Annotated in this window: 13 protein-coding genes; 3 read left to right on the forward strand and 10 right to left on the reverse strand. The window is 64.5% G+C overall.

The window, feature by feature from the left end; genetic code table 11:
• Positions 1-6: 6 nt before the first annotated feature.
• Positions 7-858 carry an S-formylglutathione hydrolase gene (gene fghA / locus IB256_RS22290; RefSeq protein WP_192404087.1) on the reverse strand — a complete coding sequence of 284 codons (852 nt, stop codon included), beginning with the start codon at positions 856-858 and terminating at the stop codon, positions 7-9.
• Positions 859-903: 45 nt separating this feature from the next.
• A complete protein-coding gene (locus IB256_RS22295) occupies positions 904-2,016 on the reverse strand; it encodes an S-(hydroxymethyl)glutathione dehydrogenase/class III alcohol dehydrogenase (RefSeq protein ID WP_138522672.1) in 1,113 nt (370 codons plus the stop codon).
• A 216-nt stretch (positions 2,017-2,232) separates the two neighbouring features.
• Between IB256_RS22295 and IB256_RS22300 the strand changes: the two genes are divergently transcribed.
• The 3 genes from IB256_RS22300 (at position 2,233) to yedF (ending at position 4,635) form a co-directional block, all read left to right on the forward strand.
• Positions 2,233-3,126, forward strand: a complete 894-nt coding sequence (locus IB256_RS22300) for a LysR substrate-binding domain-containing protein (RefSeq protein ID WP_192404089.1) — start codon at positions 2,233-2,235, stop codon at positions 3,124-3,126.
• Between the two features lie 68 nt (positions 3,127-3,194).
• Positions 3,195-4,421, forward strand: coding sequence for a selenium metabolism membrane protein YedE/FdhT (gene yedE, locus IB256_RS22305; protein WP_192289325.1), 1,227 nt, complete (start codon positions 3,195-3,197; stop codon positions 4,419-4,421).
• The gene (yedF, locus tag IB256_RS22310; RefSeq protein WP_192289327.1) at positions 4,387-4,635 is read left to right on the forward strand and encodes a sulfurtransferase-like selenium metabolism protein YedF; all 249 of its coding nucleotides are present in this window, start codon (positions 4,387-4,389) and stop codon (positions 4,633-4,635) included. The genes yedE and yedF overlap by 35 nt, the downstream gene beginning before the upstream one ends.
• Positions 4,636-4,726: 91 nt before the next feature.
• Here the strand turns inward: yedF and ispD are convergent, their stop codons facing one another.
• The 8 genes from ispD to dnaE all read right to left on the reverse strand — a co-directional run bounded on the left by ispD (position 4,727) and on the right by dnaE (position 15,811).
• Positions 4,727-5,425 (reverse strand): 2-C-methyl-D-erythritol 4-phosphate cytidylyltransferase, encoded by a 699-nt coding sequence (gene ispD, locus IB256_RS22315; RefSeq protein ID WP_192289329.1) that lies wholly within the window; start codon positions 5,423-5,425, stop codon positions 4,727-4,729.
• Positions 5,422-5,706, reverse strand: a complete 285-nt coding sequence (gene ftsB / locus IB256_RS22320) for a cell division protein FtsB (protein WP_017521200.1) — start codon at positions 5,704-5,706, stop codon at positions 5,422-5,424. The genes ispD and ftsB overlap by 4 nt, the downstream gene beginning before the upstream one ends.
• A 75-nt stretch (positions 5,707-5,781) precedes the next feature.
• Positions 5,782-7,071: a phosphopyruvate hydratase gene (eno, locus tag IB256_RS22325; RefSeq protein WP_081517903.1), complete on the reverse strand. Its 1,290-nt coding sequence runs from the start codon at positions 7,069-7,071 to the stop codon at positions 5,782-5,784.
• Positions 7,072-7,178: 107 nt separating this feature from the next.
• Positions 7,179-8,024 (reverse strand): 3-deoxy-8-phosphooctulonate synthase, encoded by an 846-nt coding sequence (gene kdsA / locus IB256_RS22330; RefSeq protein ID WP_192289331.1) that lies wholly within the window; start codon positions 8,022-8,024, stop codon positions 7,179-7,181.
• 2 nt (positions 8,025-8,026) lie between these two features.
• Positions 8,027-9,655 (reverse strand): CTP synthase, encoded by a 1,629-nt coding sequence (locus tag IB256_RS22335; RefSeq protein ID WP_024766069.1) that lies wholly within the window; start codon positions 9,653-9,655, stop codon positions 8,027-8,029.
• 171 nt (positions 9,656-9,826) lie between these two features.
• A complete protein-coding gene (tilS, locus tag IB256_RS22340) occupies positions 9,827-11,146 on the reverse strand; it encodes a tRNA lysidine(34) synthetase TilS (protein WP_192404091.1) in 1,320 nt (439 codons plus the stop codon).
• A gap of 69 nt (positions 11,147-11,215) precedes the next feature.
• Positions 11,216-12,166, reverse strand: a complete 951-nt coding sequence (gene accA / locus IB256_RS22345; RefSeq protein WP_081517900.1) for an acetyl-CoA carboxylase carboxyl transferase subunit alpha — start codon at positions 12,164-12,166, stop codon at positions 11,216-11,218.
• A gap of 114 nt (positions 12,167-12,280) precedes the next feature.
• A complete protein-coding gene (gene dnaE / locus IB256_RS22350; RefSeq protein ID WP_192289335.1) occupies positions 12,281-15,811 on the reverse strand; it encodes a DNA polymerase III subunit alpha in 3,531 nt (1,176 codons plus the stop codon).
• Positions 15,812-15,896 lie beyond the last annotated feature (85 nt).

Consider the following 15,896-nt stretch of genomic DNA (forward strand, 5'->3'; position numbering starts at 1 on the left):
AGGGTGTCAGCCACAGAGCGCCGCAGCGTGGTGGCGCAGGTGATCATCGATGAAGCTCGCAATGAAGTAGTAGCTGTGGTCGTAGCCGGGCTGCAGGCGCAGGTCCAGCGGATGGCCGACCGCAGCGGCCGCTTCGCGCAGGGCTTCGGGCTTGAGCTGCACAGCGAGGAAGTCGTCGCGCTCGCCCTGGTCCACCAGGATCGGCAGGCTCTCACTGGCATTCGCCAGCAGTTCCACGGCATCCCACTCACGCCAGGCCACCGGATCTTCTCCGAGGAAGCGGCCCAGGGCCTTCTGACCCCACGGGCAATCGCTGGGATGGGTGATGGGCGCAAAGGCCGACAGCGACAGGTAGCGGCCCGGGTTGCGCAGGGCGCAGATCAGCGCGCCATGGCCACCCATGGAGTGCCCGCTGATGCCGCGCTTCTGGGAAACCGGGAAATTCGCCTCGATCAGCGCAGGCAATTCCTGCACCACGTAATCGTGCATCCGGTAGTGGCGCGCCCAGGGTTCCTGGGTGGCATTGACGTAGAAGCCGGCACCAAGGCCGAAGTCCCAGGCGCCATCTGGATCGCCCGGCACTTCCGGCCCGCGCGGGCTGGTGTCCGGCGCGACGATGACAATCCCCAGCTCTGCAGCCATGCGCTGCGCGCCGGCCTTCTGCATGAAGTTCTCGTCGGTGCAGGTCAGGCCGGACAGCCAGTACAGCACCGGCAAGCCCGCCTCGGGCTCGGCCTGGGGCGGCAGATAGACCGCGAAGACCATGTCGCAGCCGAGGGTGGCGGAACGGTGGCGGTAGCGCTGATGCCAGCCGCCGAAGCTCTTCTGGGTACTGATGAGTTCGATGGAATCCGTCATGGAGCCTCCTGTGAGGCCGGGCGCGCAGGACGCCCGGCGGTTCGATCAGTAATGGATGACGGAGCGGATGCTCTTGCCTTCGTGCATCAGGTCAAAGGCCTCGTTGATCTTCTCCAGGCCCATGGTGTGGGTGATGAAGGTATCCAGCGGGATTTCGCCCTTCTGCGCCTTCTCCACGTAGCTCGGCAGCTCGGTGCGGCCTTTCACGCCGCCGAAGGCGGAACCGCGCCAGACGCGACCGGTAACCAGCTGGAACGGACGGGTGCTGATTTCCTGGCCAGCACCGGCGACGCCGATGATGGTGGATTCGCCCCAGCCCTTGTGGCAGCACTCCAGCGCCGCACGCATCAACTGGACGTTGCCCACGCACTCGAAGGAATAGTCCACGCCGCCATCAGTCATTTCGACAATGACTTCCTGAATCGGCTTCTGATGATCCTTCGGATTGACGAAGTCGGTGGCGCCCAGTTCCTTGGCGATGTCGAATTTCGCCGGGTTGATGTCCACCGCAATGATGCGCGAGGCCTTGGCCATCTTCGCACCGATGATCGCCGCCAGACCGATGCCGCCCAGACCGAAGATGGCGACGGTGGCGCCCTCTTCCACCTTGGCGGTGTTCAGCACCGCACCGATGCCGGTAGTCACGCCGCAACCGAGCAGGCAGACCTTCTCCAGCGGCGCTTCCTCGGGGATCTTCGCCAGGGAGATTTCCGGCAGCACGGTGTACTCGGAGAAGGTCGAGCAGCCCATGTAGTGGAAGATCGGCTCGCCCTTGTAGGAGAAGCGGCTGGTGCCGTCGGGCATCAGCCCCTTGCCCTGGGTGGCGCGTACGGCTTGACAGAGGTTGGTCTTGCCGGATTTGCAGAATTTGCACTCGCGGCATTCGGCGGTGTACAGCGGGATCACGTGGTCGCCCACTTTCAGCGAGGTCACGCCCTCGCCAACCGCTTCGACGATGCCGCCACCCTCGTGGCCCAGGATGCATGGGAACACGCCCTCGGAATCCTGGCCGGACAGGGTGTACGCGTCGGTATGGCAGACGCCGGTGGCGACGATTCGCACCAGCACTTCGCCTTTCTGCGGCGGCGCCACATCCACTTCGACGATTTCCAACGGCTTGTTGGGGGCGAAGGCGACGGCGGCACGGGACTTGATCATCGGGAAACTCCTGAACGAAGGAAACGACAACGCCCGCCTGGGGCGGACGGGTTCGGCGCGGTGGCCGAGAAACCGGGACGGGCCTGGGCCACGTCGGGGAGCGTTCGGGGCGGCGCGGCAAAAGCACTCCCCAAAGCCTTGGAAGTGTAGAAAACCCCGTTTCAGGGAATAATCAGGCAATAATCAAAACATTATTGCCATACAGGGATAATCCAGATGCACCGCTGGGAAGGACTGGACGAATTCGTCGCCGTCGCCGAAACCGGCCAATTCACCGCCGCCGCCGAACGCCTCGGGGTTTCTTCGTCCCACGTCAGCCGCCAGGTCGCGCGACTGGAAGAGCGGCTGCAGACGCGCCTGCTCTACCGCAGCACGCGCAAGGTGACGCTGAGCGAAGCCGGGCAGACCTTCCTGCAGCATTGCCGGCGCCTGCAGGACGCCCGCGAGGAAGCACTGCGCGCGGTCAGCGATCTGTCCGCCGAGCCCAAGGGCCTGCTGCGCATGACCTGCGCCGTGGCCTATGGCGAGCGCTTCGTAGTGCCGCTGGTGAACGAATTCATGGCGCAGTTTCCGCAACTGCGGGTGGAGATCGAGCTGTCCAACCGTCAGCTTGATCTGCTCCACGAAGGCTTCGACCTGGCAATCCGCCTCGGCCGCCTGAGCGATTCGCGGCTCGTGGCGACGCGCCTGGCGCCGCGCGTGATGTATCTCTGCGCTACCCCGGACTATCTGGCCCGTCACGGCGCACCACAGAGCGTCGCGGAGCTGGCGCAACACAACTGCCTGGTGGGCAGCAGCGACCAGTGGAGCTTCCTCGAGGACGACCGCGAAACCCAGCACCGGGTGCAGGGCAACTGGCGCTGCAACAGCGGCCAGGCGGTGCTCGATGCAGCGCTACGCGGCTTCGGCCTGTGCCAGCTGCCGGATTACTACGTGCTGGAACACCTGCGCAACGGCCGTCTGGTCTCTCTGCTGGAAGCCCACCAGCCGCCCAACACCGGGGTCTGGGCACTTTATCCACAGCAACGGCACCTGTCGCCCAAGGTGCGGCAACTGGTGGATCATCTGAAGGAAGGCCTGCAGCATCTTCAACCCACTCCATTGCCCTGAAACAAGCGCCTGAAAGACGCGTTGGCTAGAATGGGCGGTTTCCCACCCTTCGGATCAAGGACGACGAGATGTCAGCCCTTTCTTCTTTCCGGGAGCGCTATCTGCTGCGCTTCTGGTCGCCCCTGCCGACCCTGGTTGCCCTGGGCGTCATCTCCGCCTACTACTTCGCCATGACCGGCACCTTCTGGGCGGTAACCGGCGAGTTCACCCGCTGGGGCGGCCACGTGCTGTCCTGGTTCGGCCTGCAGCCCCAGGAATGGAGCTACTTCAAGATCATCGGCCTGCAAGGCTCGCCGCTGGATCGCATCGATGGTGTGATGATCATCGGCATGTTCCTCGGCGCGCTGGTCTGCGCACTCTGGGCCGGCAACGTCAGTCTGCGCTGGCCGACCAGCAAGCGGCGCCTGCTGCAAGGCCTGATCGGCGGAGTGATCGCCGGATTCGGCGCGCGCCTGGCGATGGGCTGCAACCTGGCTGCCTTCTTCACCGGCATCCCGATGTTCTCCGTGCACGCCTGGGCCTTCATGTTCTCCACCGTGATCGGTGCCTGGTTCGGCGTGAAGATCAGCCTGCTGCCCTTCCTGCGCATTCCGCTCAAAGTCGGCGGCAAGGCTGCCGCCTTGCCAAGCTCCGAAGCGCTCGCTCGCCGTGCCAAGCTGCAATGGCGCCTGGGCATGGGCGTGCTGGCGATCGCTGCGCTGTTCGCAGTCTGGCGCTTCGAAGTCTCGCTGGTGCTGGGCATGGCCTGCCTGTTCGGCCTGCTGTTCGGCGGCCTGATCGAGCGCGCGCAGATCTGTTTCACCAGCGCTGCCCGCGACCTCTGGACCACCGGCCGGACCCAGGCCGCACTGGGTATCCTGCTGGGCATGGCGGCCGCCTGCGTCGGCACCTTCGCAGCGATCCACAACGGCCTGCCACCGAAGATCTTCTGGATGGGCCCGAACGCCGTGATCGGCGGCGTGCTGTTCGGCATCGGCATCGTGCTGGCCGGCGGCTGCGAGACAGGCTGGATGTATCGCTCGATGGAAGGCCAGGTGCACTTCTGGGTGGTGGGCGTCGGCAACGTCATCGGCGGCACACTGGTCGCGGTGTACTGGGACCAGCTCGGCACCAGCCTTGCCCTGCCCTATCCCAAGCTCAACCTGCTGCAGGAGTTCGGCCCCGGTGGCGGCCTGCTGATCACCTTCGCCGGCCTCGCCCTGTGCATGCTGCTGGTACAACTCAACGCGCAACGCTTCACCCGCAAACGGAAACCGTCCGATGCCCGACACCAAGATGCCGACGCTATCGCTTGATCTGCGCGGCGAACACTGCCCCTACAACGCCATCGCCACCCTGGAAACCCTGGAGACGCTCGAGCCGGGCGATCTCCTGGAGGTGATCACCGACTGCTCGCAGTCGGTGCATGGCATTCCGGAAGACACCCAGCGCCATGGCTACCATTGCCTGGCGGTAGAGCAGCACGGGGCGCTGTTCCGCTTCCTGATCGAGGTACCACTGCTGGGCTGATGCCCGGCGCTCAATCTGTAGGAGCGGGCCGTGCCCGCGATCGTGCGCATGGCGCACCCCTACAGGGTGCTCCGCCCCGGCTGCGAAGGATTCAGTGCTTGGCGAAATTGCGTTGCAGGCGCTGCAGGTCTTCCGGGGTGGTGACCTTGATGTTGTCTACTCGCCCTTCCACCATGCGCGGCGCATAGCCCGCCCACTCCATGGCAGAAGCCTCGTCGGTGATGGCCGCATCGGCCACCAGCGCATCGGCGAGCGCGCGATGTAGCGCGCCGAGGCGGAACATCTGCGGGGTGTAGGCCTGCCAGACCACGCTGCGGTCGATGGTTTCCACCACGCGGCCGTCGGCACCTACACGCTTGAGGGTATCCCGTGCGGGTACGCCGAGCAGGCCACCCACGGCGTCGAACTCCAACTCGCCCAGCAGGCGATCCAGATCCGCGCGAGCCAGATTGGGCCGGGCGGCGTCATGCACCAGCACCCAGTCGTCGCTGCCTGCGCCCAACTCGGTCAGACGCAGCAGGCCATTGAGCACGGAATCGGCGCGCTCGCGGCCACCGTCTGCACGCTGGATCAGTTCGTTGGAAGCACTCGGCAAGATCGGCCACCAGGGATCGTCGGCGGCCAGGCACACCACCAGCCCCTTCAGCCGAGGATGGCCGAGGAAACAGTCGAGGGTGCGTTCGAGAATGCTGCGACCGGCAAGGTCGAGGTATTGCTTGGGGCGGTCGGCGCGCATCCGCGAACCGATGCCAGCGGCCGGGATCACGGCCCAGAAGGCGGGTGTGGTCATTGCGCGAGCTGGTAGAGGGTTTCCTTGTCCTTGACCATACCGAGTTCGTGGCGGGCACGTTCCTCGACGGTCTCGGTGCCTTTCTTGAGCTCGGCGACTTCCGCCTCGAGGATGCGGTTACGCTCGAGCAGGCGCTCGTTCTCGCCCTGCTGGTCGGCGATCTGCTTCTGCAGGTCGCGTACCTGCGCCAGGCTGCCATCACCAACCCACAGGCGATACTGCAGGCCGGCCAGCGCCAGGATCAGCACGACGAACAGCCAGTAAGGGCTACGTAACCTCAAACCATCAGCTCCATGTACGCAAAGGGGTGGCTCCTGCCACCCCTTCACCGTACCAGACTAGTATCAGGATCAGGATCAGCCGCGGAATTCCGCGCGACCACGGTACGGCGCCTTGGCGCCCAACTGCTCTTCGATGCGCAGCAGCTGGTTGTACTTGGAAACACGGTCGGAGCGGCAGAGGGAACCGGTCTTGATCTGACCAGCGGCAGTGCCGACAGCCAGGTCAGCGATGGTGCTGTCCTCGGTTTCGCCCGAACGGTGCGAGATCACCGCGGTGAAGCCAGCGGCCTTGGCCATCTGAATGGCTTCCAGGGTCTCGGTCAGCGAGCCGATCTGGTTGAACTTGATCAGGATCGAGTTGCCAATCTGCTCGTCGATGCCGCGCTTGAGGATCTTGGTGTTAGTCACGAACAGGTCGTCACCGACCAGCTGTACCTTCTCGCCGATCTTGTCGGTCAGGACTTTCCAGCCAGCCCAGTCGGACTCGTCCATGCCGTCTTCAATGGAGATGATCGGGTAGCGCTGGGTCAGGCCGGCCAGGTAGTCGGCGAAACCTTCGGCGCTGAACACCTTGCCTTCGCCTTCCAGGTCGTACTGGCCGTCCTTGAAGAACTCGGACGAGGCGCAGTCCAGGGCCAGGGTGACGTCGTCGCCCAGCTTGTAGCCGGCGTTGGCGACAGCTTCGGCGATGGCGGCCAGGGCGTCTTCGTTGGAAGCCAGGTTCGGCGCGAAGCCACCTTCGTCACCTACGGCAGTGTTCAGGCCACGGGCCTTCAGCACGGCTTTGAGGTGGTGGAAGATCTCGGCGCCCATGCGCAGTGCGTCGGCGAAGTTCTTGGCGCCAACCGGCTGAACCATGAATTCCTGGATGTCGACGTTGTTATCAGCGTGCTCGCCGCCGTTGATGATGTTCATCATCGGAACCGGCATGGAGTACTGGCCCGGAGTACCGTTCAGGTCGGCGATGTGCGCGTACAGCGGCACGCCCTTGGCCTGAGCGGCGGCCTTGGCGGCAGCCAGGGAGACGGCCAGGATGGCGTTGGCGCCCAGCTTGCCTTTGTTCTCGGTGCCGTCGAGGTCGATCATCGCGTGATCCAGACCTTTCTGGTCAGCCGCGTCCTTGCCCAGCAGCAGGTCGCGGATCGGGCCATTGATGTTGGCCACGGCTTTCAGCACGCCCTTGCCCAGGTAACGGCTCTTGTCGCCATCGCGCAGTTCGAGAGCCTCGCGGGAACCGGTGGATGCACCGGACGGGGCGCAAGCGCTGCCGACGATGCCGTTGTCCAGGATCACGTCCGCTTCAACGGTCGGGTTGCCGCGGGAGTCCAGGACCTCACGGCCCTTGATGTCGACGATCTTTGCCATTCTTGATAACACTCCGAAGATAGAGATAAACGGGGCGGCTGGTGAGACATCAGAACCTGCCCGATGCCCCGCCGAGCTTGACGCTACGGGGGACATCGGGCGGATTCTCAGGCAGTCTCGATAGTGGGGAAACTCTTGACCAGGTCGTCCAGCTGCTTGAGCTGGGACAGGAAAGGCTCGAGCTTGTTCAGGCGCAGGGCGCACGGACCGTCGCATTTGGCGTTCTCGGGGTCCGGATGGGCCTCCAGGAACAGGCCGGCGAGGCCCTGGCTCATGCCGGCCTTGGCCAGGTCGGTGACCTGGGCGCGGCGGCCGCCGGCGGAATCGGCGCGACCGCCCGGCATCTGCAGGGCGTGGGTCACGTCGAAGAACACCGGGTACTCGAACTGCTTCATGATGCCGAAGCCGAGCATGTCCACCACCAGGTTGTTGTACCCGAAGGAGGAGCCACGCTCGCAGAGGATCAGCTGGTCGTTACCCGCCTCCTCGCACTTGCGCAGGATGTGTTTCATCTCCTGCGGCGCGAGGAACTGGGCCTTCTTGATGTTGATCACCGCTTTGGTCCGGGCCATGGCCACGACCAGGTCGGTCTGCCGGGACAGGAAGGCCGGCAGCTGGATGATGTCGCAGACCTCGGCCACCGGAGCAGCCTGGTAAGGCTCGTGCACATCGGTGATGACCGGCACGTTGAAGGTCTTCTTGATCTCTTCGAAGATCTTCAGCCCTTCTTCCATGCCCGGACCACGGTAGGACGTGATCGAGGAACGGTTGGCCTTGTCGAAGCTGGCCTTGAACACGTAAGGGATACCGAGCTTCTCAGTGACCTTGACGTACTCTTCGCAGACCTGCATCGCCAGGTCGCGCGATTCCAGCACGTTCATGCCGCCAAACAGCACGAACGGCAGGTCGTTGCCGATCTGGATATCACCGACGCGGATGATCTTCTGGGTCATGTTCAGGCTTTCCCGGCTTGCTTCAGGGCGGCGTTGACGAAGCCGCTGAACAGCGGGTGACCATCACGCGGGGTGGAAGTGAATTCCGGGTGGAACTGGCAGGCCACGAACCACGGGTGGTCCGGCGCTTCCACGACTTCCACCAGCGCACCGTCGCCAGAGCGGCCGGAAATCTTCAGGCCAGCGGCTTCCAGTTGCGGACGCAGGTTGTTGTTCACTTCGTAGCGGTGACGGTGACGCTCGACGATCACTTCCTTGCCGTAGCAGTCGTGCACCAGGGTGCCGGCGGAGAGCAGGCATTCCTGGGCGCCCAGGCGCATGGTGCCGCCCAGGTCGGAGGCTTCGGTGCGCACTTCGGTCGCGCCGGTAGCGTCCTGCCATTCGGTGATCAGGCCGACGACCGGGTGGCCGCTGGACTTGTCGAACTCGGTGGAGTTGGCATCGGTCCAGCCCAGCACGTTGCGGGCGTATTCGATGACAGCCACCTGCATGCCCAGGCAGATACCCAGGTACGGAACCTTGTTCTCGCGAGCGTACTGCACGGCGGTGATCTTGCCTTCCACGCCGCGCAGGCCGAAGCCGCCCGGAACCAGGATGGCGTCAGCGCCTTCGAGCAGGCTGGTGCCCTGCTGCTCGATGTCCTCGGAGTCGATGTAGCGCAGGTTGACCTTGGTGCGGCTCTGGATGCCGGCATGGGTCATGGCTTCGATCAGCGACTTGTAGGCGTCGAGCAGTTCCATGTACTTGCCGACCATGGCGATGGTGACTTCACGCTCAGGGTTGAGCTTGGCGTCGACCACGCGGTCCCATTCGGACAGGTCAGCCGGGCCGCACTCCAGGCCGAAGCGCTCGACGACCAGGTCGTCGACGCCCTGGGCGTGCAGTACGGACGGAATGCGGTAGATGGTGTCGACGTCTTCCAGCGAAATGACCGCGCGCTCTTCCACGTTGGTGAAGAGGGCGATCTTGCGGCGGGAGGACACGTCCACCGGATGGTCGGAACGGCAGATCAGGATGTCCGGCTGCAGGCCGATGGAGCGCAGTTCCTTGACCGAGTGCTGGGTCGGCTTGGTCTTGGTCTCGCCAGCGGTGGCGATGTACGGGACCAGCGTCAGGTGCATCAGCATGGCGCGGCGCGAACCGATCTCCACGCGCAGCTGGCGGATAGCCTCGAGGAAGGGTTGCGACTCGATGTCACCGACGGTGCCGCCGACTTCAACCAGGGCCACGTCGGCATCGCCGGCGCCCTTGATGATGCGACGCTTGATCTCGTCGGTGATGTGCGGGATGACCTGCACAGTGGCGCCCAGATAGTCACCACGGCGCTCCTTGCGCAACACGTCCATGTAGACGCGGCCGGTGGTGAAGTTGTTGTTCTGGGTCATCGTGGTACGAACGAAACGCTCGTAGTGGCCCAGATCGAGGTCGGTCTCAGCGCCGTCGTGGGTGACGAACACCTCACCGTGCTGGAACGGGCTCATGGTGCCCGGATCGACGTTGATGTAGGGGTCCAGCTTGAGCATCGTGATCTTCAGGCCACGCGCTTCCAGAATGGCAGCCAAGGAAGCCGAGGCGATGCCTTTCCCCAATGAAGAAACAACACCACCCGTGACGAAGATGTAGCGCGTCATGAAAAGCCCTGAATGTCAGCGTTTAGGCGGCTCGGCCGCCGGGGAAGCGAAGGTGTCGGGCACAAGACCCGGCTCACGACTTCGTCGTGAAAATAGCGAACTCCCACTGATTCGAAGGCGAATCAACAGGAGCGGTACAAGACGGGAGCGTAGTCTACCGGAAAGCCGCTATCAGCTCAAACCCGAGTCATTCGTCGGAGGTGTCCAGCGCAGAGTCCAGCCCTGCCCCGCCTCCACCCGCAAGTCCGGCAGCAGGGCCACGCCGAGCAGTTCGTCGGCTCGCCAGAGCAGCGGCAGACGACCACGCAGGAAGGCCGGCACGGCTGCTTCATTGAGCAGGCGCTTGAGGTCACGGGAGCCTCGACCGGCCAGCAGCATGACCTCCCCACCCTGTCGGTAGCGAACCTCCAGCGGCCCGTCCGGCGGTTCGCCCTCGAAATGCAGCGAGCCGTTTTCCGGCAGCGAAAGCGGCTGCGATGGATCATGCCAGGCCTGATTCACCGGTACGAAGCCGAGCCAGGGGTTGGCCAGCCACCAGAGCCGGCCATGGGCACGGCGCAGCTCACCGTCGGCGAGGCGCCAGATCGGTTCGGCGTCCTCCCGGGCATCGCGCAGGTCTCGCCAGCCGGCCCAGTGCGCGCTGTCAGGCAATCGCGCCAGAGGAGCAAGCCAGTGGCGCAACGCATTGCGCTGGCGAGGCTCGCTCAGCTCCACCAGCGCAGCGATGGCCAGCGAGGGCAAGCGCATGCCGATGTATTCGTTGCGCGCCCCGGCGGAAATCAGGTCGCTTTGTGCCAGCTCGCCCAGCAGCCCGTCGGCTTCCGCCAGGTGCTCGGCGCTGCGAGCGATGGTCTCAACGGCCGACGGCCAGCGCTGGACGATGCCCGGCAACACCCGGTTGCGCAGGTAGTTGCGGTCGTAATCGTCGCTGGCGTTGGACGGGTCCTCCACCCAGATCAGCCCATGGCAGTGGGCGTACCGCTCCAGTTCCGCGCGACTGAAACCCAGCAACGGACGCAGCAGCATTCCAACGCCAAACGGACGACTGACCGCCATGGCGGACAGGCCCCGCACCCCGGCGCCGCGGAGCAGCCGGAACAGAACGGTTTCCGCCTGATCGTCACGGTGCTGGCCGGTCAGCAGGCATTCGCCCTCCCCTAGCGCTGCGGCGAAAGCCGCATACCGCGCCTCGCGCGCCGCGCGCTCCTGGCTGGCGCCGTCATCGACTTGCACGCGCGCCACCTGCATTGGCACGCCAAGGGAGTCGCAGAAACGCTGGCAATGCTCCGGCCAGGCATCAGCGACAGCCTGCAGGCCGTGGTGCACGTGAATGGCGGAAATCGGCGGCAAGGCCTCGCGGGCAGCGAGTTGCGCCAGGAGATGCAGGAGAACGGTGGAATCCAGCCCGCCGGACAAGGCGACACGCCACGCCGGCGCGGTGCGCCAGGGCGCGAGAAAAGTCAGCAGTCGGGATTGGAAATCAGCAGACATGGCGCAGATCGGCAGGGTCGGGGACGAGGCAAGGATACCTCGTCACCCGCGCTGCGCCGAAGGCGTCGATCAGGCGACGCCGTAGCTCATCAGGCGCTCGTAACGGCGCGCCAGGAGCTCTTCGCTGCTCAGCTGGTTCAGCGTGTCGAGCTGGCCGAGCAGGGACTTGCGGATGGTCTCGGCCATCGCGGCCGGGTCGCGGTGGGCACTGCCCAGCGGCTCGGGGATGACGCTGTCGACGATACCCAGGTCCTTCAGGCGGTTGGCGGTAATGCCCATGGCTTCAGCCGCTTCCGGCGCCTTTTCGGCGGTACGCCAGAGGATCGAGGCGCAACCTTCGGGCGAGATCACCGCGTAGGTGGAGTACTGCAGCATGTTCAACTGGTCGCACACGCCGATGGCCAGTGCGCCGCCGGAACCGCCTTCGCCGATCACGGTGGCGATGATCGGAGTCTTCAGACGCGCCATGACGCGCAGGTTCCAGGCGATCGCCTCGCTCTGGCCACGTTCTTCGGCGTCGATGCCCGGGTAGGCGCCGGGAGTGTCGATGAAGGTCAGGATCGGCATCTTGAAGCGTTCGGCCATTTCCATCAGGCGGCAGGCCTTGCGGTAGCCTTCCGGACGCGGCATGCCGAAGTTGCGGCGCACCTTCTCGCGCACTTCGCGGCCCTTCTGGTGGCCGATGATCATCACCGGCTGGTCTTCCAGGCGGGCAACGCCACCGACAATCGCGGCGTCGTCGGAGAAGTGGCGGTCACCGTGCAGCTCTTCGAACTCGGTGAAGATGTGCTCGATGTAGTCCAGGGTGTAGGGGCGACGCGGATGGCGCGCGAGCTGGGCGATCTGCCAGCTGGACAGGTTGCCGAAGATGTTCTCGGTCAGCGCCTTGCTCTTCTCCTGCAGACGGGAGATCTCGTCGGTGATGTTCAGGGCGTTGTCGTTACCGACCAACCGCAGCTCTTCGATCTTGGCGTGCAGGTCGGCAATGGGCTGTTCGAAATCGAGAAAATTCGGGTTCATGGGCTATCCGTCGTTCTGTTGGCGGCTGGGCCTGGTCCGTAGGCGCCCTACCTTACGGTATCGGGCGCCAAGGGTCGAGACTGGCGGGCGGGCGGCCTTTGGCCACCGGCCTCACTAGCGGTAGTTGAGGAAGACGTTGTCGCGGCCGAACTGGTCACGCAACGCTTGAATCAGGTTGTCTGCGGGATCGATCCGCCATTGCTCGCCGAACTGCAACAGGGCGCGCGCCTGCTCGCCACTGTAGTCGACGGTGACCGGGCAGCTGCCGCGGTGACGGGTGCACAGGTCGGCCAGCCAGCGCAGACGGTCGCCCTTGAGCGCATCGGCATGGACGCGCACGCGCAGGCTTTCCGCCAGCGAGGTGCGCGCCTCTTCCAGGCCCATCACGCGCTTGGCGCGCAGGCGCAGGCCGCCGGAGAAATCGTCCTGACTGACCTCGCCCTCGATCACTACCAGCGCGTCGGTCTGCAGCAGCGCCTGGTTGGCGGCGAAGGCTTCGGCGAACAACGAGGCTTCGATACGGCCGGAGCGGTCATCGAGGGTCACGAAGCCCATCTTGTCGCCGCGCTTGTTCTTCATCACCCGCAGGTTGACGATCAAGCCGGCGACGGTCTGGGTATCACGCGCGGGCTTCAGCTCGACGATGCGCTGGCGGGCAAAACGTCGCACCTCACCTTCGTACTCGTCGATCGGGTGACCGGTCAGGTACAGGCCGAGGGTGTCTTTCTCGCCCTTCAGGCGCTCCTTGAGGTTGAGCTCCTTGACCTTGCGGTGGTTGGCGTAGACATCCGCCTCGGGCTCGGCGAACACGCCACCGAACAGATCCATGTGGCCGCTGTCATGGCTGCGCGTGGTCTGCTCGGCAGCCTTGACGGCTTCTTCCATGGACGCCAGCAGCACGGCGCGGTTGATGTCGACGTGGGCGTGGTAGGCCTTCTGCTCTTCATGGAAGTGCGGGCCGAGGCGATCCAGCGCACCGGCGCGGATCAGCGCCTCCAGGGTGCGCTTGTTGACGCGCTTGAGGTCAATGCGGTCGCAGAAGTCGAACAGGGTCTTGAAGGGCCCGCCCTCGTTGCGGCACTCGGTGATGGCTTCCACCGGACCTTCGCCGACGCCCTTGATCGCGCCCAGGCCGTAGACGATCTGGTTGTCCTCGTCGACGGTGAAGCGAAACTCGGAGTTGTTCACGTCCGGCGCCAGGATGCGCAGCTTCATGTGGCGGCACTCTTCGATGAGCGTCACCACCTTGTCGGTGTTCTGCATATCCGCAGTGAGTACTGCGGCCATGAACGGGGCTTTCCAGTGGGTCTTCAGCCAGGCGGTCTGGTACGACACCAGGCCATAGGCGGCCGAGTGCGACTTGTTGAAGCCGTAGCCGGCGAACTTTTCCACCAGGTCGAAGATGTTGCCCGAGAGGTTTTCGTCGATGCCATTGCTGGAGCAGCCTTCGATGAAGCCGCCGCGCTGCTTGGCCATTTCCTCGGGCTTCTTCTTGCCCATGGCGCGGCGCAGCATGTCCGCGCCGCCGAGGCTGTATCCCGCCATCACCTGGGCGATCTGCATCACCTGTTCCTGGTACAGGATGATGCCGTAGGTCGGCTTGAGCACGGGTTCGAGGCCGGCGTACTGGTAATCCGGGTGCGGGTAGGAGATCTCCTCACGACCGTGCTTACGGTTGATGAAGTCGTCCACCATGCCCGACTGCAGCGGACCGGGACGGAACAGCGCCACCAGTGCGATGAGGTCTTCCAGGCAGTCCGGCTTGAGCTTCTTGATCAGCTCCTTCATACCGCGCGATTCAAGCTGGAAAACCGCAGTGGTCTCCGCCTTCTGCAGCAGGTCGTAGGTCTTCTTGTCGTCCAGCGGAATGCGATCGATGTCGACCAGATCGGTCTCGCCAGCCTTCTGCTGGATGCGATGGATGATTTCCATCGCCCATTTGATGATGGTCAGGGTACGCAGGCCGAGGAAGTCGAACTTCACCAGGCCGGCGGCCTCCACATCGTCCTTGTCGAACTGGGTCACCAGACCGGCGCCCTCTTCGTCACAGGCGATGGGAGCGAAATCGGTCAGCTTGGTCGGCGCGATCACAACGCCACCGGCGTGTTTGCCGGTACCACGGGTCACACCTTCCAGCTTGAGCGCCATGTCCCAGATTTCCTGGGCTTCCTCGTCGGTCTTGAGGAAGTCGCGGAGCATTTCCTCCTGCTCGAAGGCCTTCTCCAGGGTCATGCCCACTTCGAAGGGAATCATCTTCGACAGCTTGTCGGCCAGGCCGTAGGACTTGCCCTGCACCCGCGCCACGTCGCGCACCACCGCCTTCGCGGCCATGGAGCCGAAGGTGATGATCTGGCTCACTGCGTTGCGACCGTAGGCGCCGGCCACGTAGTCGATCACCCGGTCGCGGCCCTCCATGCAGAAGTCGACGTCGAAGTCGGGCATGGAAATACGTTCGGGGTTCAGGAAGCGTTCGAACAGCAGGTCATAGGCCAGCGGGTCGAGGTCGGTGATCTTCAGCACATAGGCGACCAGCGAACCGGCACCCGAGCCCCGGCCGGGGCCCACCGGCACGCCGTTGTTCTTGGCCCACTTGATGAAGTCCATCACGATCAGGAAGTAGCCGGGGAAGCCCATCTGGATGATGGTACCCAGCTCGAACTCCAGGCGATCGACATAGAGCTGCCGTTTCTCTTCGTAGTTCGGCGTGGTGTCCTTCGGCCAGAGCACCGCCAGGCGCTCCTCCAGGCCCTCGTAGGAGACATGGCGCAGGTAGTCGTTGATGTCCATGTCATCAAAGGGGATCGGGAAGTTGGGCAGGAAGTACTTGCCCAACTGCACGTCGATGTTGCAGCGCTTGGCGATCTCGACGGAGTTTTCCAGAGCCTCGGGAATGTCACTGAACAGCTCGGCCATTTCTTCCGGGCTCTTCAGGTACTGCTGGTCGGAATAGCTGCGCGAACGGCGCGGGTCATCCAGGGCACGGCCTTCGCCGATGCAAACGCGGGTCTCGTGGGCCTCGAAGTCCGCTTCCTTGATGAAGCGCACGTCGTTGGTCGCCACCAGCGGCGCGCCGCTGCGCGCCGACAGGGCCACGGCGGCGTGCACGTGCTCTTCGTCGTTGACTCGGCTGGTGCGCTGGATATCCAGGTAGAAGCGGTCCGGGAAGACCTCCAGCCACTCGGCCAGCAGCGAGTCCGCCAGGGCGTCGTCACCCTCCAGCAACGCCATGCCGATCTCGCCTTCCTTGGAGCCGGACAGCGCGATCAGGCCTTCGGCGGCGTCCTTCACCCACTGCCGCTCGATGATGATCTCGCCATTGCGCTGGCCTTCCTGCCAGCCACGGGAAATCAGCTCGGTCAGGTTGCGGTAGCCCTTGGCGTTCATCGCCAGCAAGGTCAGGCGGGTCAGCGGGCCGTCCTCGTCGCGGTTGGCCAGCCAGATGTCGGCGCCGCAGATCGGCTTGATGCCGCCACCCATGGCCGTCTTGTAGAACTTCACCAGCGAGCACATGTTGCTCAGGTCGGTCACCGCCACCGCCGGCATGCCCGCCCCGCCGACCGCCTTGATCAGCGGCTTGACCCGTACCAGGCCGTCGACCAGGGAGAATTCGGTGTGCAGACGCAGGTGAACGAAGGTGGCGGTCATGGTGGTCCTTGGCAAACGCGAAAAACGGCAAGCCCCGGATTGTACCGGGGCTGTCCGCAAAGCTACAGGGATCAATGGGCCAGCC

Origin of the sequence: Pseudomonas sp. PDM17 (assembly GCF_014851985.1) — a bacterium.
Taxonomy (GTDB): Bacteria; Pseudomonadota; Gammaproteobacteria; order Pseudomonadales; family Pseudomonadaceae; genus Pseudomonas.

Excerpts from the sequence above, each read along its gene's own strand:
- fghA (WP_192404087.1), bottom strand. The coding sequence starts at position 858 with ATGACGGATTCCATCGAACTCATCAGTACCCAGAAGAGCTTCGGCGGC.
- IB256_RS22295 (WP_138522672.1), bottom strand. The coding sequence starts at position 2,016 with ATGATCAAGTCCCGTGCCGCCGTCGCCTTCGCCCCCAACAAGCCGTTG.
- IB256_RS22300 (WP_192404089.1), top strand. The coding sequence starts at position 2,233 with ATGCACCGCTGGGAAGGACTGGACGAATTCGTCGCCGTCGCCGAAACC.
- yedE (WP_192289325.1), top strand. The coding sequence starts at position 3,195 with ATGTCAGCCCTTTCTTCTTTCCGGGAGCGCTATCTGCTGCGCTTCTGG.
- yedF (WP_192289327.1), top strand. The coding sequence starts at position 4,387 with ATGCCCGACACCAAGATGCCGACGCTATCGCTTGATCTGCGCGGCGAA.
- ispD (WP_192289329.1), bottom strand. The coding sequence starts at position 5,425 with ATGACCACACCCGCCTTCTGGGCCGTGATCCCGGCCGCTGGCATCGGT.
- eno (WP_081517903.1), bottom strand. The coding sequence starts at position 7,071 with ATGGCAAAGATCGTCGACATCAAGGGCCGTGAGGTCCTGGACTCCCGC.
- kdsA (WP_192289331.1), bottom strand. The coding sequence starts at position 8,024 with ATGACCCAGAAGATCATCCGCGTCGGTGATATCCAGATCGGCAACGAC.
- IB256_RS22335 (WP_024766069.1), bottom strand. The coding sequence starts at position 9,655 with ATGACGCGCTACATCTTCGTCACGGGTGGTGTTGTTTCTTCATTGGGG.
- tilS (WP_192404091.1), bottom strand. The coding sequence starts at position 11,146 with ATGTCTGCTGATTTCCAATCCCGACTGCTGACTTTTCTCGCGCCCTGG.
- accA (WP_081517900.1), bottom strand. The coding sequence starts at position 12,166 with ATGAACCCGAATTTTCTCGATTTCGAACAGCCCATTGCCGACCTGCAC.
- dnaE (WP_192289335.1), bottom strand. The coding sequence starts at position 15,811 with ATGACCGCCACCTTCGTTCACCTGCGTCTGCACACCGAATTCTCCCTG.